We start from the raw sequence: 25,480 nt of genomic DNA, 5'->3' as shown, positions 1-25,480 counted from the left end.
TGTAATGTCAAACGCAATTTCATCCTAAGTTAATGCAAAAACTTGAGGATAAAAATAATCAGGGTAAAATACAAAGGATTTCATAAAGCTTTAAGCTTTATTTACAGACTCGCTTTTAAAGTATGTTTTAGCTGTTTGCCACTAATTTAGAATCCAATACCCTTCCATTTTCACATTTAATGGTACGTGCAGGAAATTTTTCAAAAAGGGCATAATCATGAGATGCCATAACAACAGCTCTTCCGCTTTTACTGATTTCAAACAGAAGGTTCATTATCCCTTCGGAGGTTTCCGGGTCAAGATTTCCGGTAGGCTCATCGGCAAGAATAACATCAGGATCATTTAAAAGGGCTCGGGCTATAGCAACCCTTTGTTGTTCTCCTCCTGATAATTCATGAGGCATTTTAAAATCTTTTGTACTTAGGCCCACTTTTGCCAATACATCCTTTATACGCATTGTAATATCATTTTTGTTTTTCCAACCCGTGGCTTTTAAAACAAATAACAGGTTGTTATAAACAGACCTATCGGATAACAATTGAAAATCCTGGAAAATAATTCCTAATTTTCTTCTAAGAAAAGGCACTTCTCGGGATTTTATTTTTCTTAAATCAAACCCTGCAATATGTGCATCACCTTCTACAGGTTTCAAATCTGCATACAAGGTGCGCAGAATACTGCTTTTTCCGCTTCCTGTGCGACCAATTAAATAAACGAATTCTCCCTTTTCAATATTAATATTTACTTCAGCCAAAACAAGATTGCTCTTTTGGAAAATGGAAAGATTACTTAATTCTATAATAGTTTCACCTGTCATTTCATTTATTATTTAATTTACCAGAAAATAATTTAGCGGGTAATTAAGTTTATTCAACAAATATCGGCATTTTCTTTCTTTACTGAAAAAATATTTAATCCCGGAAGAGTATCAATTTCAACATTGAAACGTTGATAACTTATCATTTTAAAAAAATATGAGGCTAAAGCTGTTTTTATCTTTGTCGGGTTTAAAAAATCTTATTTTGAATAAACTTAAAATACTTGTAGCACTTATTATTCTTGCTATAATGTTAATTATTGCAGGAAGGGCTTCTGCTCAACAATCTCTTATACATTCCGATCCGGATAAGCATTATAAACTTGCAATGGAATTGTATAACAAGGAAAAATTTGCTGCAGCACGCGTGTATTTTGAAAAAGCTGTTAATTCCAATAAAAATTCACATTCGGAAATAATAACAAACTGTGATTTTTATTCGGCCATGTGTGCCGTTGAACTCTTTCATTCGGATGCTGAAGACAAATTAAATAATTTTATTGAAAAGCATCCGGAAAGCCCTAAAGTGGGCATGGCAGTTTTCAAACTCGGAAATTACCATTACAGAAAAAAGAAATTTAAAGACGCCATTAAATCCTACGAACTGGTAGACATATATGAATTAAGTACGGATGAACTTGCTGAATACTATTTTAAAGCAGGATATTCTTATTATGAAACTGGCAAATTTGATGAGGCATCCAAAATGTTTTATGAAATAAAGGATGTTGATACCCGCTATACCAATCCAGCTAATTATTATTACTCTCATATCGCCTATACAACTAAAAATTATGAAACTGCCCTTATAGGTTTTCAAAGGTTACAAAGCGAACCAGTTTTTGGACCCATTGTTCCTTATTACATATCACAAATTTATTTTTTACAAAAAAGATATGAACTTGTTATTGAATATGCTCCTCCCCTGCTTCAAACAGAGGATGTTAAAAGAGCGCCAGAGGTAGCGCGTTTAATTGGCGAATCCTATTTCAAACTTAATGAATTTGAAAAATCTATTCCATTTTTAGAACAATTCAGAAAAGCATCAGGAAGATTAACAAGGGAAGATGCTTATCAATTAGGATTTGCTTATTTACAAACCGCCATTTATGATAAGGCAATTGAATTGTTCCAGCAAGTAACTAAAGTGGAAGATGAACTTGCTCAAAATGCCTACTACCAAATTGGAAGGGCTTACCTTAAACAGGATAATAAAAACTTTGCAAGAAATGCTTTTAGTTCAGCTTCTAAATTTGATTTTGATAAAGTAGTTAAAGAAGATGCAATGTTTACATATGCAAAACTTTCCTATGAACTTTCCAATAACCCATTTAATGAAGCTATTGAAGCCTTACATTTCTATATTAAAGCATTCCCAGGAACAGATAGGGCTGATGAGGCTTATAAATACCTTCTAAATGTTTTTTTCACTACCCGCAATTACAAAGAGGCATTAGTAACCATTGAGAGCATTGGTAAAAAAACAAAAGATTTGGAATATGCTTACCAGAAAATGGCATATTACCGCGGTGTAGATTTATTCAATACTGCTAATTTTACAGCCGCTGTCATACATTTTGATAAGGCCTTATCCTTCCCCTTAGATAAAAACATAAATGCCCAATCTCAGTATTGGAAATCCGAAGCCTTGTTCAATCAACGTAAATATGATGAGGCTATAACAAGTTATCAAACATTTTTATTTGAACCAGGCGCAGCTGCTTTACCCGAATATTTTACTGCAAATTACAATCTGGGTTATGCCTATTTTAAAAAGAAAAACTATCCTGCTGCCATTTTATGGTTCAGGAAATATACATCCATAACCCCCATAGAGGATACCAAGAAAGTAAATGATGCTTTGCTACGTATTGGCGATAGTTATTTTATCACCAAAAATTACGAAAATGCTGTAGATTATTATGGGCAGGCGGCAAACCTGAAAATGTCAAACAGCGATTATGCATTGTTTCAAAAAGCCGTTTGTCTTGGATTAACAGGAAAACAAGAAGCTAAGCTTCCGGTATTAGAATCAATTATTAAAGATTACCCTGCTTCTTTTTATGCCGTTGATGCGAAGTTCGAGATTGGGAAAACATATTTAGCACTTGGAGATAACCAAAAAGCATTAACCTATTTTAATAAGATTGTAAATGAACATCCTAACAGCCCAGTAGTAAGTAAGGCTATGATCAAGCAGGGACTTATTTATTACAATCAAAAAGAGGATGAAAAATCAGCTACAATTTATAAGAAAGTAATTAATGATTATCCTGGTACACCTGAATCTCATCAGGCCTTGTTGGGTTTTAAAAACATTTCGATAGCCCAGGGAAAAGCGGAGGAATATTCCAGTTTTGTTGAAAAACTACCTTTTGCAAATGTTACCCGCACTTCTTTGGATTCAACTTTTTATGAATCTGCCGAAGGTCTATATTTAAAAGGAGACTGCCAGGAAGCAATTATTAATTTTAACAACTATCTGCAAAAATTTCCTGAGGGTGTATTTGTACTTCAGGTTAATTTCTACTTATCTGAATGTCATTTTAAAGCAAAGCAATATGAAATGGCTATTAAAGGATATTTATTTGTGGTAGCTCAGCCAAGGAACATATTTACTGAAAAATCTCTGGCAAAAACAGCTCATATTTATTTTGAACAAAAGAATTACATCCAGGCAAAATTAGCTTATGAAAAGCTTGAGAAACAATCTGAACATTCCGCTCTTTTGATGGATGCACGCATTGGATTAATGCGGACAAATTTTATTTTGAAGGATCTTCAAACAGCAAAGGAATACGCTGATAAGGTGATGGTAATGGAAAATATTTCTCAGAAAGTAATCAATGAGGCAAATTTAATTCAAGCTAAGGCATCTCTTGAACAAAATGCATTTGACAAGGCCTATGAGAAATTTAAAATGGTAGCAGAAAATGCACCATCCAATGAATTAGGAGCCGAATCGAAATACAATATGGCTTATGTTAGGTACCTGCAACAAAAATACAGTGAATCCGAAAAAGAAATATTTGCTCTTGCGGATAAATTTTCAGCCTTTGATTATTGGGTTGCTAAAGCATTTATCCTTCTTTCTGATAATTATTTAGCCCAGAATGATGCTTTCCAGGCAAAACATACCTTACAGAGTATAATTGACAACTATGAAGGGGATGATTTAAAAACACTGGCGCGGGAGAAATTAAAATCTATTATTGATGCAGAAAAGCCTGAACCCCAAAAAAAATCTCCTGAGCCTTTAGAAATAAAAATGAATGAGAATAACCCTAAAAGCGATCGTTTGTTTAAGGATGAAAACAATGAGGAGGAAATGAATAATGATTAAATATTCAAACAGCATTATGCCAAAGTTTTTTTTATTGTTTTCAGCAATTGTTTTTGTAACAGGATCTTTTGCCCAGGTTAAGGACAAAGATTTGGGAAATGAACAGGTTGAAATTTTAGGTGATTTTAATCCTGTAATTTCTGATGCTTTTAAAATTGGCAAAAACCCTGTTATCAACGATACTACAGCCAGGTTACCTATTCCTGATTATAAATTATTGAATAAAAAAGTAAACACAAGTTTTGAGGTTGATCCCATTCCTGCAGCAAAAATGAAAGGAGAGCCACTTTCAAATTTATACAGGACACATATTAAGGGAGGTTTTGGAAATTATTTCACCCCCCTTGGTGAGATTTATTTTAATTCATTGCGTTCAAAGGAATTTTCTTACCTGGCTTTTTTGAAACATATCTCTTCTACTGGTTCTATTTCAAATGCATATTACAGTGGTTTTAGTAATACTGGAACAGGATTGGCAGGAAGCTATTTTAAACCAACTCATACTATTTCAGGAGATTTTAATTACAACAGGAACGTTCTGCATTATTATGCTATACCCAATGGTATTCCGTACTCTCCAATATATGATTTTCCAGGAAAGGAAATAACTAAAGATTTAATTCGTCAAAGATTCAACTTATTTTCTATTGGTACTGAGGCTCAAAGCACCTACAAAGATTCCACAAAATTGCACCACAATGTAAAATTAAGGTATAATAATTTTGCTGATTTATATGATACAGCCATTGAAAACAATGTAAGACTTGATGTCAAGCTTGGCAAATACCATGGAAGGGAACTCATAGGACTTAATATAGGAACTGACTACTATCACAATACACTTCCTACAGACACCACCGATAATGCCATTATAAATTTGGGGCCCAATATAGTTTCATCGGGAAAAAAATGGCGTGTAAAGGTGGGGGCTGGTTTATTTGCAGGAGTTGGAACGGATCAAATAGGAAGTTTTCATTTTTATCCTGATGTGGATTTTAATTTCAACCTTATCGAAAACATTATTATACCTTACGGAGGTATTAACGGAAAGCTGGAGAGGAATAGTTATCGCTCATTAACCAGCATAAACCCTTTTATGACCGCATACACTCCTTTAAAAAACACAAATACCCGTTACAATATATTTGGGGGTTTAAGGGGAAGTTTAAGTTCTACAATTACTTTCAATGCAGGTGTTTCCTATAGTGATGTACACAATATGGCTTTTTTCATTAATGATTACAATGTTTATTTCCCTGAGCGTTTCTCTGTGGTTTATGATGATGTAAAACTATTGAATATTACCGGAGAATTGGCTTATCAAAAAACCGAAAAGCTAAAAATCCTACTTAAAGGAGATTGGTACCGTTATCAAATGACGAATGAATTACATCCATGGCATCGTCCTGATGCTGAAATCACCTTAACAACGTTGTACAGCCTGCGTGATAAAATCATTGTTAAAGCGGATGCCTTTTATTTGAATACCAGGTATGGGACAAGACGGTACGAAGTTTCAGACAATTTAGAAGTTATTCCGGGGAAATATCCTGAAAAACTAAAAGGCTTTGCTGATATAAATCTTGGTGTTGAATACCGTTATACAAAGCAGCTATCTGCTTTCGTGAACTTCAATAACATAGGCGCAGCAAAATACAACCGCTGGTATAATTATCCTTTGCAGAGATTCAACTTAATGGGTGGATTCACTTATTCTTTTTAATTAATTACCCTACATTAAATTGGTTAAATAATTAACAGCCAATTTGTAGGAATCCATACCGAACCCTGAAATAAGGCCTTTGCAGTTTTTTGCTGTTAATGAAACATGTCTAAATGTTTCTCTTGAATAAATGTTGGATAAATGAACTTCTATTACTGTAGTTTTTATTGCTACAATGGCATCAGCTATTGCTACAGAAGTATGGCTGTAACCACCTGCATTTAAAATTATCCCATGAAAGGAAAAACCCGTTTCCTGTAGCTTATCTATAATTTCCCCTTCAATATTGCTTTGAAAATAATGAAACTCAACATCCTTAAATGACTTTTTTAATTCGTTCATAAAAGGTTCAAACCCGGTATTTCCATATATTTCGGTTTCCCTGCTACCTGTTAAATTTAAATTCGGTCCGTTAATGATTATAATCTTCATTTTATTTTTATGTGCTTTTAACTTGTTATTTTTACAACAAATATTTTACGAATATAAAGATTAATGCATTGGTCATCGCTCATAAAAGGATTTATTGCCTATTTACGACTTGAAAAATCCCTTGCTGATAACTCCATAGAAGCTTACCAAAGGGATATGGAAAAGCTTATGCAGTTCCTGGAATACAAGAAGTATACATACAATGCACTGCAACTTGAATTAAAACATTTTAACGAATTTATTGCGTGGTTGAATGAATTGGAGGTTTCTGCCACAACCCAGGCAAGGGTGATATCAGGAATAAAGGCATTTTATAAATATCTTGTAATGGAAAATTTAACAGATAATGATATTACCGCACTTATATCAGCACCTAAATTAAAAAGGAAATTACCTGAAGTGCTTTCTCCAACAGAAATTGAAAAAATTATTGAGGCAATAGATCTAAGCAAACCTGAGGGTGAAAGAAACAAAGCAATGCTTGAAACACTTTATAGTTGTGGCCTAAGGGTTTCTGAACTTACCGATTTGAAAATAACCGACTTAATTAAAAACGAAGGATTTATAAAAGCCACAGGAAAAGGGAATAAACAGCGAATTATCCCCATTGGAAGCTATGCCCTGAAATATTTGGATATTTATGCTAATAATTCCAGAAAAAAAATCAATGTTCAAAAAGGATTTGAAAATTTTGTATTTTTAAATAAACATGGAAAAAGCCTTTCCCGGGTTATGGTTTTTACAATTATAAAACTCCTTGCTCAAAAAGCAGGGGTGAAAAAAATTGTAAGTCCACATACTTTCAGGCATTCTTTTGCAACGCATTTAATTGAAGGAGGTGCTGATTTAAGAGCAATACAGGAAATGCTTGGACATGCTTCAATTACTACAACTGAAATCTATACTCATTTAGATCGTGAATATTTAAGGGATGCAATTATACAATTCCACCCCAGAGCGAAAATTAAATGATTTAAAAATTGAATCAGAGAATAATTTAATGAAACTACTTCCCTCTTCCCTTTAAAACAATCATCACTGTGTAGATCAGTATTTTCAAATCAACATACAGTGACATGTTTTCAATGTATAGCAAGTCGTATTTAAGCCTTTTGATCATTTCATCTACATTAGAGGCATAACCGTATTTAACCTGTCCCCAAGAAGTTACCCCAGGTTTTACTTTTTGTAAATGGGCATAATGTGAGGCTTGCTCCATTATAAGTGAAATATAATGTTGTCTTTCAGGTCGTGGACCTACAAGAGACATATCACCAATGAGTACATTATAAAAGTTGGGAAGTTCGTCAAGCCGGTATTTTCTTAATGTTTTACCTAAAGGTGTTATACGGGAATCATTGTCACTTGAAAGTGCAGGTCCATTATTCTCAGCATTGGTAAACATGGAACGAAACTTATATATTTTAAAAGGCTTCCCGTGTTTGCCAACCCTTTCCTGCTTATATATTACAGGTCCTTTGGAAGACAATTTCACCAAAAGTGCCAATAAAAGAAAAACAGGTAAAAAGAAAATGAAAATAAAAAAGGAAACGGAAACATCAAGAAGTCGTTTGGCATTTAATTGCCATTCAGGTATAATTTGCCTGCTAACCTCAATGAGTGGGGTGTCAAAAATCGAACTCATTTTAACTGAACCCGAAAGAATATCATATAAATCTGCAATTATTTTTATTACTACTCCTGTGTTACTTAATTCATTTAATATTTTATTCAACTTATCATGTTCAGACGATTCTATGGCAATAATAACTTCTTCGACATTGTACCGAACTAAAAGTGATTTTAAGGCTGTAAAAGAACCTAAATGAGGTAAAAATGGCTCCATTAAACTAATGTTATTTTCAACATGAACAAATCCAATAAATCTGTTACCAGAAGATTTTACCTGGGCCAAAGACTCATTGTAAAGACTCAAGGCCTTCTCATTGCTTCCTATAATAATAGTATTAAAACCAATTTTTCGATTGTGAACCTTATTTACAATTGATGTAGATATAATTAATCTTCCTAAAGCTGTAATGCCAAAGTGAAGCAAGAATAAAGCAGCAAATGATTGATAATACGATTTATAGGATGCTATTTCATCATCTAAAATGAGTAAAAAGAAAATAATAAGCACACCAATAACAGAAAGAAGCAATGTTTGGCCTAATTCTTTTAGTCTTGATCGTCTGAAAATATCTTTGTATACTCCATTTAGTAAATATAAAAGAAGCCAGAATAAAGGAATTAGAGCAAGGCCTATGTAATAATTATCGTCAAATTCAACAGGAACGGGTAAGCCATGAATTTTAGCCTCAATATACAATTTTCTAAATACAAAGAAAAAACTCCAAGCAAGAGCAGCCGAAAGGTAATCTACTAGTATAAGTATGAATAACTGTGCTTTTTTATTCATGAATTAATATAATATTTTCAAATCGTCAATATAAATCTCTGCTTGTGAAACATCATCGGATTTTTGGGCATGAATAAAGAAATAATACCCTGCAGCATTTATATTTAGATTAACAGTTTCTGTTAAATTAACATAAATTTTATTCCAACCGGATGAAGGATTTATATTTAGAATAGTTTGTCCCTGATCACCCTCTGGATTCCTGGCAATAATTCCAACAGAAAATAGATTGTTGGACTTATAACTTAATTCAAGGAAAATTGGTTGGGAAGTTCTTGGTAGGGAAAGTGGAAAATCTGTTAAGGAGGCACCAGCAAATCTATTTGAATCAGCATCTAAAAGGATAGCTCCACATGCAATACCATTAAAAGGTCCTAATATAGCAGGGTCAGTAACTCTTTTTATATCTGATAAACTTCCTGGTAATCTTTCAATTTTAATCTCGGTTTCAAAATTAGCGGACCAGGGTAAGGTATAAGAAGAGTGATATTTAACTGTTGGAGAAATTACGCTAGTTTCATTTGGATTAAGATCAACAGATTTTCCATAACTTTCAAAAAATGGATAAATACCTCTGGTTGCCCCAATTCCGTTTATTATTATTCCAGGTCTTATTAGAATTTGCCTGTTTCCTTTTGCAAGTACTGGAAAAGTAACCGGAAGTTCATACGTTCCTACTAATTGATCATCAACATAAACCCATGCATCAGTAATTTTTTGATAACTAATGCTTTGCCCTGGGTCATTTTCGAAAGTAATTGTATCTATTTTAATATAGGAGGGAATTTCTTCTGAAGGATTAATGATATTACAAGAACAATACAGCAAGCAAACAATAACTGTAAAAAAAACAATTGTAAATCGATTCATTTATAATCAGAAAAAGAAAGTATCATTTAACGGAGTAATGAAAAACTTATTTTAAAAATGGGTAAAAATATTCATTAGCAAGGTTAATAAAAGCCACCAATGCTACTAAGCATGCATTTTTCCCGAATTTATTTTAAGCTTGTCGATAATTTTATGAGCTGCATCAAGTGCTGCAAAACCATCATCAATAGGAACCTCTGGCGTGAGATTATGAATAATTGCATTATAAAAGCTGGACAACTCTTCTTTAATGGCATTTATGTTTTTTATTTCAGGTGATTCAATAAAAATTTGTTTTGATCCCTTGTTTTCTCCTAAATCAATAATTAATCCAAGGGGGTCAGGTTCTCCAACCACATTTTTTAGTCTAACTATATTTGATTCCTTTGCAAGAAAATCTACTGAAATATATGCATCACGCTGAAAAAACCTTGATTTCCTCATGCTTTTCATTGAAATTCGACTTGCAGTAAGATTAGCAACACATCCATTGTCAAATTCAATTCTGGCATTTGCAATATCCGGAGAATCACTTACAACAGCCACCCCACTGGCACTTATTCTTTTTATACTTGATTTTACAACGCTTAAAATAATATCCAAATCATGAATCATAAGATCCAATACCACTGAAACATCAGTTCCCCTAGGATTGAACTGAGATAACCGATGTGATTCAATAAACATGGGTTGATCAAAAAAGGGCAATGCGGCCCTAAATGCAGGATTAAATCTTTCAACATGCCCCACCTGAACTTTAACGTTTGCCTCACTTTTTAATTCCATAAGAATTTTTGCTTCTTCAACCGTTTGAGTTAAAGGCTTTTCAATAAAAACATGCTTGAAATTTTTTAATGCTTTTACCGCAATTTCAAAGTGAGATACTGTTGGGGTTACAATATCAATGACATCTGAATCCTTTATTAATTCATCAATAGAGGGATATAATTTAAGATTAAGTTCTTTAGAAAGCTCTTTTGCATAGGGTTCATTAGAATCATAAAAACCTATTAATTCATAACCAGAAATTTCCCTGATACATTTAATATGTATTTTTCCCAGATGACCTGCCCCTATTATTCCTATTTTTAGCATCTCTAATGATTTATTGGACAAAGAAAATTTTTTTTATACAGTTTCACAATCTATTTCTAAATTAATTATAACCAATAACTGTTTAAAACAAAATAGAGCATTTTATGAAATTAAAAATTGTTTATTGTTATTTTGTAACTTTAAAGGGTAACTTTAAAAGATTATAAAATGGAAGATACTTATAAGCATAAAGGATTAAGGAAAAAGCTTGTTGATAGTTTAAAAGCAAAGGGGATAGAGGATGAGGAAGTGTTAAAAGCAATTGGAAAAGTTCCAAGGCATGTATTTATGGAAAATGTTTTTCTTGAGCATGCCTATGAAGACAAAGCATTTCCAATAGGTTCGGGGCAAACAATTTCACAACCCTATACTGTTGCTTTCCAAACTCAGCTTTTAAAAATTAAAAAAGGAGATAAAGTTCTTGAAATTGGAACAGGATCAGGATATCAAACATGCATTTTACTTGAATTGGGGGCAAAAGTTTATACCATTGAAAGACAAAAGACACTGTTTGAAAAAACAAAAATATTGCTGCCGGAAATAGGTTATAATCCAAAATTCTTTTATGGAGATGGGTATAAGGGATTACCAGCGTATGCACCCTTTGATAAAATTCTTGTAACTGCAGGAGCACCGCACATTCCTGAAGCTTTGATTGAACAATTAAAAGTAGATGGAATAATGGTAATTCCTGTTGGCGCAACAAGCGTACAGGTAATGACGAGTTTAATCAAAAAAAATGAGGGTGAAACAGAAATTAATGAACATGGATATTTTCAATTTGTTCCATTGTTAAAAGATAAAGAATGGAAAAGTCAATAGTAAACCACAAACTCAATTTATATTATGAAAACTAATTTTGTTTTGATTTCGCTTTTATTCACAAGCTCATTGCTAGGTGCACAGGAACTTGTTTCAAAAAAAGGAGAAGCTATACTTCCCGAAACAGGTGACTGGGCAATACAAGTAAATGCAGTGCCTTTTTTAGAATATACAGGTAATTTTTTTAGCAGTGCAGGTAAAAACACTGTTTCTGCCCAGCCAATTTCTGCTTATCCATTTTCCATTGCGGTAAAATATTTTCAAACTGAAAAAACAGCATTAAGAGCCAAAGCAACAATAAATATTAATACTATAACCACCAATAATTTTGTTGTTCGTGATGGACAGGTTGCCCCAATTGATCCTAATGAAACTGTAAGGGATTCAAGAAAAGCTAATAATAATATGGTATTTATTGGGGGAGGAATTGAAAAAAGGAAAGGTAAAACAAGGTTACAAGGTTTTTATGGAGCAGAAATCCTTTTTATGTTCAGTGGCGGAACCAGGACTAATTATACTTACGGAAATACTTTCTCTGCTGATAATACAACACCAACATCTACAATTGATTTTAACACAGGTATATCCGCTTTAACAAGCTCAAGAATTATTTCTGGCAGAACAGGTAATTCATTTGGTGTTGGCGCAAGAGGTTTTATTGGTGCTGAATATTTTATTATACCTAAATTATCCTTAGGAATGGAATATGGATGGGGAATGATGTATGATTTTACAGGAGATGGACAAAATGCTTTTCAAGAATGGGATAGTGTTGAAAGCACAGTGATAAGAACAGTTTCAAGAACTGCTGGGGGAAGCCGTTTTGGCCTAAATACCGATATCTCTGGCGGGGCTATTAATCTTACTTTACACTTTTAATTAAACTTTTACTTCATTAATAACACTACCATTTTTATTCAAAGTTTTTAACTTAATATTGGTCTAAAAATAACTCTTATTCAAAAATGTAATTATTTAAAATTTTTTTTTTACATTTGCAGTATAAACCAAAAAAACAAATAAAAAAATGAGAACAATCAAAACATCTTTATTTGCAATTACTGCAATTGCATTTTTAGCAACTGCAACAAGCTGTAAAAAAACAGTTACCCCTAAAAAATTAGATGGAGAATGGAAAGTAACAAGCGGAAAAACTATTTATAATAGTACAAATTCAGGAACAACAACTACAACAACTTATGAATTTGACGGGGAAAAAGAAAAAATAACTTATTCTTATGTTGGAAGTGTACCAGTTACGAATGATAAAACGGTTTCTTTTTCTTTCGATAAAAAAGCAGGTACTTATACTAAAGTTACTGTTGCTACAGAAAATGACAAAGATGAAGATGTTAGTTTTTATTCAAGAGCGCAAAATATTTCAGGAAATTACACTTATAACTTTGAAGGTTATTTTGACAGGATAATTAAAGAAGTTTCAACTACAACTGAAAAAGGAACTTTTACTATTACTGGCGGAACAGGTGAAATTGAAAAAAACACTCAAATTGTTTTAACTGAAACTTCAAATGTTTCAGATGCAAATTCAACTTTTACTTATTTTGTTGCAGGTGGATCTACTCCTTTAACAATTACTGATCGTTATGAGCAATCTTATGGTTCTGGTAACAACTACAAAGCTTTAGAGGCTTCAAGTTCATTGACTTCAAGCAATACAGGTCTTTCTTCTACCGCTACTATTTTAAATGTATCTAGCTTGAAAAAAGGTGTAATGGAAGTGAATTTCACAAATTCTAATACTTACGTTTCTGGTGCTACAACTACTAGTTACACTTCAGAGTCTAACTGGACTTTAACTGAACAATAAGAATTTTAATATTACTTATAAAAAAAACTCCTGAGCAATCAGGAGTTTTTTTTGCTCTAAAGTTTAGCTGTTATATTTGAAGATTTCTTTTCCTTAAACCTGATTAACAAATTCCTTCTTTTGAAGATCAAAAAATATCAAAAAAAAGGATAAATTAGAAATGATGAATGAGGAAAATTCACTAAGTTAATTTCCTCGCAAAATCCGCAAAGAAAAAAATAGAAAAGGCCGCAAAGCCATATTCTTTGCCATTATTAAGATTTTATTTGTGGGATTTTAGTGATCAACCAAAGTGAGTATCCTCCTGCAATATTCCACTTGATTCAAAAAACCTACATCTGAATTTGGAATTTTTCTCCAATTATTACAGCGTAATAAAAGAAACATTAATGACTTTTCTATAAAACTCAATGGAGACTCATTGAAAGCATTTTCAATTTTTTAAAAGCCGGAATGAATCAAAAAAACAGCCGGCCTTTTGTTCAGTACTGGTTTCTTTTTTTTCCAATAATCAATTGAATGGGTAGAAATCTGTTCTGATCTTAATGTTATATCTGTGGCAATACAAAGAAGGGTTTCTGAATTACAAGTAGCTATAATATCAGCATAAAGCTTATCGTTGCGGTAAGGAGTTTCGATAAAAATTTGAGTTTGATTGTGTTGTCTTGAATAATTTTCCAATTCCTTTAACTTTCTAACTCTTTCTCTTGCTTCAATAGGTAAATAGCCATGAAAAGCAAAATTTTGTCCGTTAAGTCCGGATGCAATCAATGCAAGTAAAATTGAAGATGGTCCAACAAGAGGCACTACTTTTAAGCCTTGTTCATGAGCAAGTTTTACTATATCCGCTCCCGGATCAGCTATACCAGGACACCCTGCTTCAGAAATTATTCCCATTGGCTTACCATCCAAAGCCGGACTTAAATATCCGGGAATATCTTCAACGGGAGTAAATTTATTTAAAGGATACAATTTTAGTTCCTGCAATGGCTTTTCTATTTTTAATTTCTTAAGATAATGCCTTGCTGTTTTTTCATTTTCTACAATATAATGCTCAATACTATTTACAATTTCAGAAACAAATGCAGGAATTGCATATTCAATTTGAGCATTTTCACCCAATGTGGTTGGTATTAAATAAATTTTACCTTTTTCCATAATTAAAAATTCTTGTTTTGAATATTCATAACAATTCTGTCACAAGCTTCATTTAAAAGATTATAAACATTTTCAAAACCTAAATCACCACCAAAATATGGATCAGGTACAGTCATATTGGAACCTGGATGAGATACATTTAAAATTAATTCAACTTTTTTTATATCCTCTTCATTTCTGGCCAGTTCTACTACATTAGTATAATTTGAATGGTCCATTACATAAATCTTATCAAAAAGATCAAAATCATTTAGAGTAAATTGCCTGGTAATAAGGTGAGAAATTTCAAGCCCATGCTTTCGGGCATTTGTTATGGTGCGTAAATCAGGTTTCTCGCCAATATGATAAGAGGATGTTCCGGCTGAATCAACTTGCACATCATATAATCCCTTATTTTTTAATTTTTCCACCAAAATGGCTTCCGCCAATGGAGAACGACAAATATTTCCAAGGCAGACCATTAAAATTTTCAGCATAATTTATTGAATAAGGATAAAAAATAAAAGGAATTAACTATAATAAGTTAATTCCTTTTAAAGTAATTAGTAAACATTGTTTTTATTGAAGGTTGATTTTCTTTTCAAGTTCATCAACATAAATTTTAAACCTTTTATCCGTTTCCATAAGGTTATTTACTGTTTTGCAAGCATGAAGAACAGTTGCGTGATCCTTTCCACCGCAATGCATTCCTATTGTTGCAAGTGATGATTTAGTCATGCATTTGGAAAAGAACATTGCAATTTGCCTGGCTTGAACTACTTCTCTTTTTCTTGTTTTGGATTTCATTAATTCAATGGGAAGATTAAAATAATCACAAACAATTTTCTGAATATAATCAATGGAAACTTCTCTTACGGTATTTTTTACGAATTTGTCAATCATCTGTTTGGCAAGTTCAATTGTAATTGCCTTTTTATTCATTGATGATTGAGCAATAAGGGAAATCAGAGCTCCTTCAAGTTCACGTATATTCGCTGTAATGTTATAAGCCAGGTATTCAACTACATCTTTTGGAAGAACGATTCCATCAGCATACATTTTTTTCTCTAATATAGCTATTCTTGTTTCAAGTTCTGGTGCTTGCAAATCTGCTGACAGGCCCCATTTAAACCTGGATAATAAACGCTGTTCCAGACCTTGCATTTCTACTGGAGGTTTATCAGAGGTAAGTACAAGTTGCTTTCCTGACTGGTGCAAGTGGTTGAAAATATGGAAGAAAACATCCTGTGTTTTTTCTTTACCAGCAAAAAATTGCACATCATCTATTATAAGTACATCTATCATTTGATAGAAATGTACAAAGTCATTCTGTGAATTATTTCTTACAGCATCAATAAACTGATGGGTAAATTTCTCAGAAGAAACATAAAGTACAGTCTTATTTGGAAAATTATTTTTTATTTGAAGACCAATGGCATGTGCAAGATGGGTTTTACCCAAACCAACTGAACCATAAATTAAAAGAGGATTAAAGGAAGTACCTCCTGGCTTATTGGCTACTGCAAATCCTGCAGAACGCGCAAGACGATTGCAATCGCCTTCAATAAAATTATCAAAAGAATAATTAACATTCAGTTGTGATTCTACATTTATCTTCTTTAAGCCCGGAATAATGAATGGATTTCGGATTCCAATATCTATAGGCATTGAAACTGGCGGGTTCTTAATTGACTTGTTTCCTGATGTTGGAAAAACTACAGTATGAGGTTTAGTATTATTATAGGAATTTTCCATAACAATACTATATTCTAAACGACCTTCGGTACCTAATTCCTTTTTAATTGTCTTTTTAAGTAAAGTAATGTAATGTTCTTCAAGCCATTCATAAAAAAATTGACTGGGTACCTGGATTGTAAGTACCTTACTAACTAATTTAACTGGTTTAATTGGCTCAAACCATGTTTTATAACTTTGAAGATTCACATTATCCTTAATTATACTCAGGCAATTATTCCAGATTTTCTCACATGTTTTTTCTTCCATATTAATACAAAAATATTTTTTCCCTAAGGAATACTTTGGGGTGCAATTAAAATTTCAAATATTACAATTTGATAAAAATTGTTAAGCAAATATTTAACTAAAAAAGTTTAAAAAAAAGTTTAATAAGTATTGATTTTTAAAAATCTTTTACTTGTATGGAAAATCAACCATTTAGGAAGTTTTCGTAAATACTCTTGCTGAAATTTATATGATTTCTGATAAAAAACAAAATAAAAAAACAGGCAGAACTTTGACTTCCTCAGAAAATAAACTTTTATGTTTTTATTTCTGGTTAAAGGTAATTTTTATTTTGTTAAAACTTGAATTTAAATTTTAAAACTATGTCGATTTTTATTTTATTTAAAATAAGTATTAATCAAAATAAAACTTTGTTTTTTTTTTGCTTTTTAAACTAATAAATAAATCACTACGGATGAAATTGTATATTAGCATTTTAATGGATAATTATAGATTTAAATTAGCCCCCATTAACAAGAATTTGGAAATAATTGCCAACAAACTATTGAAAAAATAAAAGTGAACAGATTCCTTAACTATTCGAATTTCCCCAATAATGTTCTGAAACCTGCAATAATAGCAGCATTATTATTAGTATTTTTTCAATCCCAGGGACAAAAAAATACTAATCAATTCCAAAAATCCTTTAAGGATGAGGATTTTGGGAAATCCTACTATCATTTTAATCAATCCATTATATCACTTCATCAACAAAATGTTAAAAATTACCTGCTAAAGAATTTTCCCCATCTTGATAGAGCAGGTTCAACAATAATATGCGAGAGTAGTATAGAAAGCCCTGGTGCATGGCATTTTACTTTTATCCAGGAATTCAAAGGAAATGAAATTTATGGTTCACAAATAAAAATCGGTATAAACAAAAAAGGAAAAATATTATCCATATTTGATAATTCCTTTACGATTCATACCGCTCTTCCTGAAGTTTTTCCTCCAAAAGAAGTATTAGACAGCTTATTTTCCTTTAGAGCAGCAATTGAATACCGTATAAATCAGGTTTATTTCCCTTTAGGAAGTACTTTTATTGCTGCATTAAAGCTACAATTAGCTGATGAACAAGGCAATGTAATGGAATTCATTGTAGATGAATTTGGAAAAATTATTTATTCAAAGGATCTAAACATGTATATGTATCATCGCAGTCAGGATTCTGTTGTAATGGCAGGCGTATTTCTTCCAAACCCTTTGATTTCAGCAGCCGTAACATATGCCCCCCCTTATATAGATGATAATAATAGTGATATTGCCCAATTAAATGCCGAAATTATTCATACAACCATGAAAGTGAAATATGACGCTGGTACTTTTACTCTTGAGAGTCCTTGGGCTAAAATCACTGAACATTCATCCCCTGTAACCTCTATAGCATCAAATACAATCCCGGAATTTATATACACCCGTTCACAAAGTGAGTTTGAGGATGTAAATGCCTATTATCATATTAATGAATACCAGAAATATATCCAATCATTAGGGTTTACTAACCTTGCAAATTACCAAATACATATTGATGCGCATGCACTCAATGGTGCTGATCAATCCAGTTTTTCCCCATTTTTCACGGTTCCACAATTAAATTTTGGTGAAGGGGGAGTTGATGATGCTGAAGACGCACATGTTATTATTCATGAATATGGCCATGCCATAATGCATAGTGCGGCTCCCAATACAAACAATGGAAACGAAAGACAGGCATTGGATGAGGCTATTGGCGATTATTTTGCTGTTTCTTATTCCAAGGCTATAAATCCATTTGATTGGCAAAAGGTTTTTTCTTGGGATGGGCACAATAGTTTCTGGAATGGAAGAAATGCTGCTTCCACAAAAATATATCCCCAGGATCTTTCGGGATCCTATCATTTGAATGGTGAAATTTGGTCTTCTGTTTTAATGCAAATAAACAATGCTATAGGGCGTGAATTAACAGATCAAATACTTTTGCAGTCCGCTTATAGTTATGCATCAAACATGAAAATGCCCGATGCAGCAATATTGTTTTTACAAGCAAATGAACTTTTAAATCAAGGAGAAAATTTCAATTTGATTTGCAATTTTTTCAACCAAAGAGGATTATATATATGCAATACTGATAATATTGAAAAAGTAAACATTAATCCATTAAGTGTTGAAATTTTAAATTCAGATGGATTTGCCAAAGGCATAGCTGATGCTACTATTCGCTTTCCTTTTTCCTTAGATGCAAAAATGGAAATTTTTGATTCAACCGGAAAAATTATACGGTCGATAAAGATTAGCAATTCCACTTCAATAACTCTTTCCTCAAAAGATTATAATCAAGGTATTTATTTTTTAAAATTCCAAAGCAATTATACTATTCCAGTTATTAAATTAATTAAATTTCAACACTAACACCTATGCATTTATTAAAGGAACTTTGTGCAATTAGAGCTGCCTCTGGTGACGAAGCAGTTATGACTGAATTTCTCATTAATTATATTAGTAAAGAACAAAAAAACTGGAGTGTTAAGCCACAAATCTTTTCAGGAGAGCATTTCCAGGATTGTATTGTTTTAGTTTTCGGGAAACCAAGAACTGCTATTTTCGCCCATATGGATTCTATTGGATTTAATGTTAGGTATGGAACGGAAATAGTGAAAATTGGAGGGCCAAAAGCAAAAAATGATTATGAACTAGTAGGTAGCGATAGTTTAGGTGAAATAAATTGCACCCTTAGTGTTAACAAAGAGAATAATTCGCTCCATTATCTTTTTAAAAGAGAAATTGATAGAGGAACCATTTTAACCTTTAAACCCAATTTCAGGGAAAATGAAGAATATGTACAATCCCCCTATTTAGACAATAGACTAGGTTTATGGAGTACATTAAAAGTAGCCCAAACTTTGAAGGACGGAATAATAGTATTTTCTACTTATGAAGAACATGGTGGAGGAAGTGTTGAATTTCTTACACGATTTATTTATGAAAAATTCGATGTTAAACAAGCTCTTATTTCTGATATAACCTGGATTACGAGTGGAGTTGAACATGGAAAGGGAGTTGCTATATCCATGCGTGATTCAGGAATTCCCCGCCGGTCCTATTTAAACAGAATAATAAATGCTGCAAAAAACAGCAAAATACCCTTTCAGTTAGAAGCGGAAGACGCAGGGGGAAGTGATGGAAATGCCATTCAACATAGCCCCTATCCTATTGACTGGTGCTTTGTTGGGGCACCTGAGGATAATGTGCATTCCCCGGATGAAAAAGTAGATAAAAAAGATATTGAAAGCATGGTTAAGCTTTATGAAGTGTTAATGAAGGAGCTTTAATATTAATATACGTTTCCTAAAGGCCTTGTTCAAACACCTTTCTAATAAAAATTTTATCGGTACAAATTTTGATTTTTGTTTTCAGGACAAACAAACAATTAAATGGGTAAAAAAACCGGTAATGTTTTTATTGATATGTGGGATGTTATCAAAGGTACCATCAAAAGGTGGAATGATTCTGATCCCTTCAGACAGAGTGCCATTATTGCCTTTTATGCGATTTTTTCTCTGCCCGCCTTGCTTATTATAATTATTGCCATTGTAGGATATTTTTTTGGAGAAGAAGCAGTTGAAGGAGAGATTTCAAATGAAATAGCATCCATGCTAGGCAAAGGGACTGCTGAGAGCATTGAGCAAATGGTAGCCCAAGCAGTACAGACTGAAAGTTCTACTTTTGCTGCAATGATTGGAATTGGAATCCTTCTTTTTGGAGCCACAGCAGTTTTTTTTCAATTACAAAAATCACTGAACAGAATATGGGGAGTAAGGCCAAGACCAGAAAAAGCTTTTATGAAATATTTGAAGGATCGCTTGTTTTCATTTGGACTTATTTTAGCAATTGGCTTTCTAATGCTTATCTTCCTGTTATTAAGTTCTCTTCTAACTATCCTGGGAAACTGGTTTCAGTCACGAATTCCTGATTTCATATATGTCATCTTCCATGTGCTGAACTTCCTTGTTTCTTTTGGAGTCGCAACCATTTTATTTGCACTTATTTTTAAAATATTACCTGATGCAGTAATTAAATGGAAATCAGTGTGGGTTGGTGCAATGGTAACAGCCTTTTTATTTGAACTGGGTAAATTTTTATTAAGTATATATTTCAGTAAAGCTACACCTGAATCCATATATGGAGGAGCAGGATCAATAATACTTATTTTGCTTTGGGTATCTTATGTATGTATGATTTTGTTCCTGGGAGCTGAATTCACCAGGCAATTTGCAATTAAATACGGACATGGAATAAAACCAAAAGAAAATGCAGAAATTGTGGAAGATATTAATGACCCATATTTCATTGAATAATTATAATTGAAATTTTTCAATTGTATGTAAATTAAAAACCAAGGCTTTGGCCATTAACTTAATATGAATAGATGTGAGATAAAAAACAAAAAGGATAAAACAATAAGCATATCTTATCACAATTTATCCAGGAAAATTAGAGGATTTACCCCTGAAACATAAATGTGCAATTTAATCCTGATTTTATATTTCCAGAATATTTTATCCTTCTCAAATTTATTTATTTATTTATTTATTTATTTATTACTTCCATTTTCTCAATAGAGTAATTTCCAGCAGTTACTGTGAAATTAAAGCGTTTTAATTTTGAAAATAGCTGATCAAGACTCATTTGAAATTTGAATTTATGAACTGGCAATTTTTCTCTTTCAGGATGTTTTTTTTGTCTTTCTAAATCCAGGGCATATAAAGTGACAATAGGATTATTTTCTATGAAAACCTTTAATGCTACTGCTTTAAATCTTTCTGGATTGTAATGAAAAAGTGCTGAGGCAAATTCATTGAAATCATCCATATTATTATCTAAATTAATGGAAACAACGCCAACTAAATCATTGTACCGGGTTTCATATGGGGGCAATTCTTTTTTTTTAATTGAATTAGTATTACTCATATTGGGGAGTTTTTTAAGTTATCACTCAAAATCAATGCCTGTTAAGAATATAAAACTAATACTAAGGGAGCTTCTGTTTATGGCTCTATAAAATATAAAGGTGTTTTGCTCCCAGTCTTGGATTATTTTTCGCTTTATGTGGAAATTAAATTCCTATCACAGCATCATTCATTGGTATATCATTCAATTGTATAAATAGGCTTTATTATTGACTTTTTATTGAAAAAAAGTCATGAGGGCAATTTGGTCAGGTGCTATAAGTTTTGGATTAGTAAATATACCTGTAAAGGTATACAGTGCCACAGAAAGTGTAAAGCTGGATTTTGATATGTTGGATAAGAATGACCTTTCCCCTATTAGGTATGCAAGGATTTCAACAGGTTCTGATAAGGAAATACCTTACCAGGATATTGTAAAAGGTTATAAATGGGATGACAGGTATATTATTGTTGAAAATGAAGATTTCGAAAAAGCCAGCCCTGAAAAAACAAAAACCATTGAAATAGTTGATTTCGTGGATGAATCAGAAATAGATTCCATTTTGTATGAAAAGCCCTATTACCTTGAACCTGATAAAACAGCCCAGAGGCCTTATGCATTGTTAAGGCAGGCCCTTCAAAAATCAAAAAAAGTGGGCATTGCACTATTTGTATTTCGTAACAAACAACATATTGGTGTTGTAAAACCATCAGGAGATGTAGTAGTATTGAATCAAATCAGGTTCACTGATCAAATAAGAAGTACTGAAGAATTAAACTTACCCATGGACAAACTCAGCAAGGGAAAGGAACTGGAAATGGCTCTTGCACTTATTGAGCAATCTAGTTCAGAGTTTAATCCCCAAAAATACAAAGATGAATATTCCCGGGCACTATTGGAAATGATTGAGAAAAAGGCAAAAGGCAAACCAATAAAAGCAGGCAAAGCAAAGCAACCCAAACCAACTGACAATAACCAATTAATGAATATGCTAAAGGCAAGCTTAGCAAAACGTAAAAAGGAACGGTCGCAACAAAAGCAAATAAAAAAATGACACTGGAAAAATATAAAGAAAAAAGGAAATTCAATAAAACAACAGAACCAAAGGGTGAAAAAAAAATAGCTGCAAAAGAAGTACTAAGTTTTGTTGTTCATAAGCACGCAGCTTCACATTTGCATTATGATTTTCGTTTGCAAATTCAGGGTGTGCTTAAAAGCTGGGCCGTGCCAAAAGGCCCTTCAATGGATCCAAATGAAAAAAGGCTTGCCATCATAGTGGAAGACCATCCATTTGAATACAAGGATTTTGAAGGAATAATTCCTGAAGGAAATTATGGTGCAGGAGAAGTTTTAATTTGGGACCAAGGACATTTTTATATTAATAATGATTTACCAAAAAAGGAGAATGAAAACCTCTTTATAAAAGGATTCAGTAAAGGACGCATTTCCTTTTATTTGAAAGGAAAAAAATTGAAAGGAAAATTTTCACTAATAAAAATAGGAAAAAGAGGAGAAAATGCCTGGATGCTTGTAAAAGCGAAAGATGAATTCTCTGGAACAGACATACTTTCTCTTGATAAATCAGTAAGATCAGGCAAAAAAATTGAAGATATTGCAAAAGTAAACAAACAAAAATTAGAGAAAAAAATCAGAAAAAATAAATCGGTTAAACCTGCCATACTTCTTTCATCACACATTCAAAAAACAAGTGCTCCGTTTAATTCATCAAAAAGGAAAAAAGCAACAAAAATCACAATCCCTCCTGAAAACTGCTTACCCATGCTGGCAAGCTCTGTGGAACAGGCATTTAATAATGAAGATTGGATCTTTGAAATAAAATGGGACGGTTATCGGGCTATGGCGGCAATTCAAAAAGGCAAAATAAGGCTATATTCCAGAAACAAAAAATCTTTTAATCAAAAATTCCCTTCCATTAAAAATGCTCTTGAAACAATTCAGGACAATGCAGTTATTGATGGTGAAATTGTAGCATTAGATAAGCATGGAATGCCTTCTTTTCAACTTTTACAGAACTATAATGACACAGAGTTAAACCTTGTGTATTATGTTTTTGATATTCTCTGGCTCAATGGAGAAGACCTGAGAAATCTTCCTTTGATTGAAAGAAAAAAAATATTAAAACAAGTAATTGATACGGTTAAACACAATCAGATCTCTTTTAGTGATCATATCGAAGAAGATGGTGTTTTCTTTTTTAATGAGGTTGAGGAAAAGGGAATGGAAGGCATTATAGCAAAAAAAAAACAAGGGAAATATTATTCAGGCAAAAGAACCAGTGAATGGCTGAAAATTAAAACTCATTTGCGCCAGGAAGTAATAATTTGTGGATATACTGCGCCAAGAAAAAGCAGAAAACACTTTGGATCCCTTATTTTAGGTTTATATGAAAACGGGGAACTTAAATATGCAGGACATTCAGGAGGAGGATTTGATGAAAAATCGCTTAAAACAATAAAGGAGAAATTAGATAAAATCACCACTGATGTATCTCCCTTTAATCAAGTCCCAAAAACCAATACAAAAGCAACATGGGTTAAGCCAATGTTAGTAGGCGAGGTGAAATTTACTGAATGGACAAAGCAAGGACAAATGCGGCATCCCGTATTTTTAGGCTTGCGTGAAGATAAAACGGCAAGTGATGTTGAAAAGGAAAAAGAAATCCAGATGAAAGCAATTATAAAAAATAAAAAAAAGAAAGACAATACTATAAACAAAACTGCAACCGCTAGTAGGAAATCAATTAATAAGGAAGTTGTTATTAATGGTGAAAAGCTAAAAATAACAAATTTAAATAAAATCTATTTTCCTGATGAGCTGTATACTAAAGGAGATGTAATTGATTACTATCAAAAAATTTCAACATTCATTCTCCCATACTTGAAAAACCGTCCAGAATCAATGAACAGGCACCCAAACGGAATAAATGAGAAAAATTTTTTTCAAAAGAATGTAAAAAATATGATTCCAGATTGGGTAAAAACCATTGAAGTTCCTTCCGAATCAAAAGGAAGCATTAAATACCTGGTATGTCAAAATGAGCCAACCCTTATTTATATGGCCAATCTTGGTTGCATCGAAATTAATCCCTGGAGTTCAAGAATAGGATCTTTGGATAACCCTGATTACCTAATTATTGACCTTGATCCACTTGATGTGGATTTTAAGCTTGTAACTCAAACTGCCCTTACTGTAAAGGAAGTTCTTGATTCTGCAAAAATACCTGCATTCATTAAAACATCTGGATCAAAAGGTCTTCATATACTTGTTCCCTTAGGAGCCAAATATTCTTATGAAACTTGTAAAAATTTCGCACATGTAATTTGCAAAATTGTAAACAATCGTTTACCAGAAATTACTAGTCTGGAAAGAAGTCCAAAAAAAAGAAAAAACAAAGTATATCTTGACTATCTTCAAAACAATCATGGCCAAACCATTGCTGCTCCCTATTGCGTTAGACCAAGGAAGGGAGCAACGGTTTCTACACCTCTGAATTGGGATGAAGTAAATTATGATTTGAATCCCAAGCAATTCACCATTAAAAATATTTTTGGAAGACTGGAAAAAAAAGGAGATTTATTGAAGGGTTTATTAACACATAGGGGAGTTAATATAGAAAAAAGTTTGAAAAAACTGCAAGTTTAAACCCATTTAGAAACTCTTCCACTAAATAAGGCTCCATAATTACATAAAACATTGATTTGTTCAATTTTCCATTTTCACATTTTCTTTAAAAGGTTATATGAATAGAATTTATCTTGGCTTAACTTATTTAAACAGTACAATTGCTTAGACCTCATTATCAGAGCAGAGTCTGGGGATTCTAATTGTTTTTTTATTCAAAAATAGGAATTACGGGAAAAATTGTAAATTTATTATGCAACATTTACAGTTGTTAATTATTTTAGTATTCACAAGCATTAAAATTCAAGCAATTGTTCAAGGGGAAGCTTTCAAAGTGAAGCAAAACAAATAACAATTTAAATGGACAAGTTTGGGCCTTAACCGCTGAATGCAATAATGAATGC

At 32.5% G+C, this 25,480-nt stretch carries 20 protein-coding genes; 11 read left to right on the top strand and 9 right to left on the bottom strand.

The features are described from left to right. Positions 1-127 precede the first annotated feature (127 nt). The gene (locus H0V01_09530) at positions 128-817 is read right to left on the bottom strand and encodes an ATP-binding cassette domain-containing protein (GenBank protein MBA2583611.1); all 690 of its coding nucleotides are present in this window, start codon (positions 815-817) and stop codon (positions 128-130) included. A gap of 205 nt (positions 818-1,022) precedes the next feature. Between H0V01_09530 and H0V01_09525 the strand changes: the two genes are divergently transcribed. Together H0V01_09525 and H0V01_09520 are read left to right on the top strand one after the other, a co-directional pair. Continuing rightward, on the top strand, positions 1,023-4,160 hold the full coding sequence (locus H0V01_09525; GenBank protein MBA2583610.1) for a tetratricopeptide repeat protein: 3,138 nt from the start codon (positions 1,023-1,025) through the stop codon (positions 4,158-4,160). Between the two features lie 16 nt (positions 4,161-4,176). Further along, positions 4,177-5,883: a TonB-dependent receptor gene (locus H0V01_09520; protein ID MBA2583609.1), complete on the top strand. Its 1,707-nt coding sequence runs from the start codon at positions 4,177-4,179 to the stop codon at positions 5,881-5,883. A gap of 9 nt (positions 5,884-5,892) precedes the next feature. On the opposite strand, the gene H0V01_09515 is transcribed toward H0V01_09520, so the two are convergent. Continuing rightward, complete coding sequence (locus H0V01_09515; GenBank protein MBA2583608.1) at positions 5,893-6,315, bottom strand: 3-dehydroquinate dehydratase; 423 nt, start codon at positions 6,313-6,315, stop codon at positions 5,893-5,895. A 63-nt stretch (positions 6,316-6,378) separates the two neighbouring features. Between H0V01_09515 and xerD the strand changes: the two genes are divergently transcribed. Further along, entirely contained in the window at positions 6,379-7,287 is a 909-nt protein-coding gene (xerD, locus tag H0V01_09510) for a site-specific tyrosine recombinase XerD (GenBank protein ID MBA2583607.1), read from the top strand. A gap of 34 nt (positions 7,288-7,321) precedes the next feature. Here xerD and H0V01_09505 read toward each other — a convergent pair whose 3' ends face one another. From H0V01_09505 to H0V01_09495, 3 genes are all read right to left on the bottom strand, one after another. Continuing rightward, the gene (locus H0V01_09505; GenBank protein MBA2583606.1) at positions 7,322-8,734 is read right to left on the bottom strand and encodes a sugar transferase; all 1,413 of its coding nucleotides are present in this window, start codon (positions 8,732-8,734) and stop codon (positions 7,322-7,324) included. 3 nt (positions 8,735-8,737) lie between these two features. Then, positions 8,738-9,604: a hypothetical protein gene (locus H0V01_09500; protein ID MBA2583605.1), complete on the bottom strand. Its 867-nt coding sequence runs from the start codon at positions 9,602-9,604 to the stop codon at positions 8,738-8,740. A gap of 105 nt (positions 9,605-9,709) precedes the next feature. Continuing rightward, entirely contained in the window at positions 9,710-10,699 is a 990-nt protein-coding gene (locus H0V01_09495) for a Gfo/Idh/MocA family oxidoreductase (protein MBA2583604.1), read from the bottom strand. A 168-nt stretch (positions 10,700-10,867) separates the two neighbouring features. Here H0V01_09495 and H0V01_09490 point away from each other — a divergent pair, with 168 nt between their 5' ends. The 3 genes from H0V01_09490 (at position 10,868) to H0V01_09480 (ending at position 13,349) form a co-directional block, all read left to right on the top strand. Next, positions 10,868-11,521 (top strand): protein-L-isoaspartate(D-aspartate) O-methyltransferase, encoded by a 654-nt coding sequence (locus H0V01_09490; GenBank protein MBA2583603.1) that lies wholly within the window; start codon positions 10,868-10,870, stop codon positions 11,519-11,521. 24 nt (positions 11,522-11,545) lie between these two features. Beyond that, positions 11,546-12,400 carry a hypothetical protein gene (locus tag H0V01_09485; GenBank protein MBA2583602.1) on the top strand — a complete coding sequence of 285 codons (855 nt, stop codon included), beginning with the start codon at positions 11,546-11,548 and terminating at the stop codon, positions 12,398-12,400. A gap of 148 nt (positions 12,401-12,548) precedes the next feature. Beyond that, positions 12,549-13,349, top strand: a complete 801-nt coding sequence (locus H0V01_09480) for a hypothetical protein (protein MBA2583601.1) — start codon at positions 12,549-12,551, stop codon at positions 13,347-13,349. A 441-nt stretch (positions 13,350-13,790) separates the two neighbouring features. On the opposite strand, the gene H0V01_09475 is transcribed toward H0V01_09480, so the two are convergent. From H0V01_09475 to dnaA, 3 genes are all read right to left on the bottom strand, one after another. Further along, a complete protein-coding gene (locus tag H0V01_09475; protein MBA2583600.1) occupies positions 13,791-14,507 on the bottom strand; it encodes an SAM-dependent methyltransferase in 717 nt (238 codons plus the stop codon). Positions 14,508-14,509: 2 nt separating this feature from the next. Beyond that, positions 14,510-14,983 carry a low molecular weight phosphotyrosine protein phosphatase gene (locus tag H0V01_09470; GenBank protein MBA2583599.1) on the bottom strand — a complete coding sequence of 158 codons (474 nt, stop codon included), beginning with the start codon at positions 14,981-14,983 and terminating at the stop codon, positions 14,510-14,512. Positions 14,984-15,065: 82 nt separating this feature from the next. Beyond that, complete coding sequence (gene dnaA / locus H0V01_09465; protein MBA2583598.1) at positions 15,066-16,490, bottom strand: chromosomal replication initiator protein DnaA; 1,425 nt, start codon at positions 16,488-16,490, stop codon at positions 15,066-15,068. Positions 16,491-17,027: 537 nt separating this feature from the next. Here dnaA and H0V01_09460 point away from each other — a divergent pair. From H0V01_09460 to H0V01_09450, 3 genes are all read left to right on the top strand, one after another. Then, the gene (locus tag H0V01_09460) at positions 17,028-18,896 is read left to right on the top strand and encodes a T9SS type A sorting domain-containing protein (protein MBA2583597.1); all 1,869 of its coding nucleotides are present in this window, start codon (positions 17,028-17,030) and stop codon (positions 18,894-18,896) included. A gap of 5 nt (positions 18,897-18,901) precedes the next feature. Further along, on the top strand, positions 18,902-19,816 hold the full coding sequence (locus tag H0V01_09455) for a M20/M25/M40 family metallo-hydrolase (protein MBA2583596.1): 915 nt from the start codon (positions 18,902-18,904) through the stop codon (positions 19,814-19,816). 102 nt (positions 19,817-19,918) lie between these two features. After that, positions 19,919-20,842: a YihY/virulence factor BrkB family protein gene (locus tag H0V01_09450; protein MBA2583595.1), complete on the top strand. Its 924-nt coding sequence runs from the start codon at positions 19,919-19,921 to the stop codon at positions 20,840-20,842. A gap of 232 nt (positions 20,843-21,074) precedes the next feature. On the opposite strand, the gene H0V01_09445 is transcribed toward H0V01_09450, so the two are convergent. Further along, positions 21,075-21,455 (bottom strand): hypothetical protein, encoded by a 381-nt coding sequence (locus H0V01_09445; GenBank protein ID MBA2583594.1) that lies wholly within the window; start codon positions 21,453-21,455, stop codon positions 21,075-21,077. Between the two features lie 232 nt (positions 21,456-21,687). On the opposite strand from H0V01_09445, the gene H0V01_09440 reads away from it, so the two are divergent. Then, positions 21,688-22,488 (top strand): Ku protein, encoded by an 801-nt coding sequence (locus H0V01_09440; GenBank protein MBA2583593.1) that lies wholly within the window; start codon positions 21,688-21,690, stop codon positions 22,486-22,488. Further along, on the top strand, positions 22,485-25,097 hold the full coding sequence (gene ligD / locus H0V01_09435) for a DNA ligase D (GenBank protein MBA2583592.1): 2,613 nt from the start codon (positions 22,485-22,487) through the stop codon (positions 25,095-25,097). The genes H0V01_09440 and ligD overlap by 4 nt, the downstream gene beginning before the upstream one ends. The last annotated feature ends 383 nt before the right edge of the window (positions 25,098-25,480 follow it).

The organism is Bacteroidota bacterium, assembly GCA_013696965.1.
Taxonomy (GTDB): Bacteria; Bacteroidota; Bacteroidia; order JACCXN01; family JACCXN01; genus JACCXN01.
This window is presented reverse-complemented; position numbering and strand designations above follow the sequence as displayed.

Coding starts and splice junctions, on each gene's coding strand:
- H0V01_09455 (MBA2583596.1), top strand. CDS start 18,902: ATGCATTTATTAAAGGAACTTTGTGCAATTAGAGCTGCCTCTGGTGAC.
- H0V01_09500 (MBA2583605.1), bottom strand. CDS start 9,604: ATGAATCGATTTACAATTGTTTTTTTTACAGTTATTGTTTGCTTGCTG.
- H0V01_09520 (MBA2583609.1), top strand. CDS start 4,177: ATGCCAAAGTTTTTTTTATTGTTTTCAGCAATTGTTTTTGTAACAGGA.
- ligD (MBA2583592.1), top strand. CDS start 22,485: ATGACACTGGAAAAATATAAAGAAAAAAGGAAATTCAATAAAACAACA.
- dnaA (MBA2583598.1), bottom strand. CDS start 16,490: ATGGAAGAAAAAACATGTGAGAAAATCTGGAATAATTGCCTGAGTATA.
- H0V01_09490 (MBA2583603.1), top strand. CDS start 10,868: ATGGAAGATACTTATAAGCATAAAGGATTAAGGAAAAAGCTTGTTGAT.
- H0V01_09445 (MBA2583594.1), bottom strand. CDS start 21,455: ATGAGTAATACTAATTCAATTAAAAAAAAAGAATTGCCCCCATATGAA.
- H0V01_09440 (MBA2583593.1), top strand. CDS start 21,688: ATGAGGGCAATTTGGTCAGGTGCTATAAGTTTTGGATTAGTAAATATA.
- xerD (MBA2583607.1), top strand. CDS start 6,379: ATGCATTGGTCATCGCTCATAAAAGGATTTATTGCCTATTTACGACTT.
- H0V01_09530 (MBA2583611.1), bottom strand. CDS start 817: ATGACAGGTGAAACTATTATAGAATTAAGTAATCTTTCCATTTTCCAA.
- H0V01_09485 (MBA2583602.1), top strand. CDS start 11,546: ATGAAAACTAATTTTGTTTTGATTTCGCTTTTATTCACAAGCTCATTG.
- H0V01_09450 (MBA2583595.1), top strand. CDS start 19,919: ATGGGTAAAAAAACCGGTAATGTTTTTATTGATATGTGGGATGTTATC.
- H0V01_09505 (MBA2583606.1), bottom strand. CDS start 8,734: ATGAATAAAAAAGCACAGTTATTCATACTTATACTAGTAGATTACCTT.
- H0V01_09475 (MBA2583600.1), bottom strand. CDS start 14,507: ATGGAAAAAGGTAAAATTTATTTAATACCAACCACATTGGGTGAAAAT.
- H0V01_09495 (MBA2583604.1), bottom strand. CDS start 10,699: ATGCTAAAAATAGGAATAATAGGGGCAGGTCATCTGGGAAAAATACAT.
- H0V01_09470 (MBA2583599.1), bottom strand. CDS start 14,983: ATGCTGAAAATTTTAATGGTCTGCCTTGGAAATATTTGTCGTTCTCCA.
- H0V01_09515 (MBA2583608.1), bottom strand. CDS start 6,315: ATGAAGATTATAATCATTAACGGACCGAATTTAAATTTAACAGGTAGC.
- H0V01_09480 (MBA2583601.1), top strand. CDS start 12,549: ATGAGAACAATCAAAACATCTTTATTTGCAATTACTGCAATTGCATTT.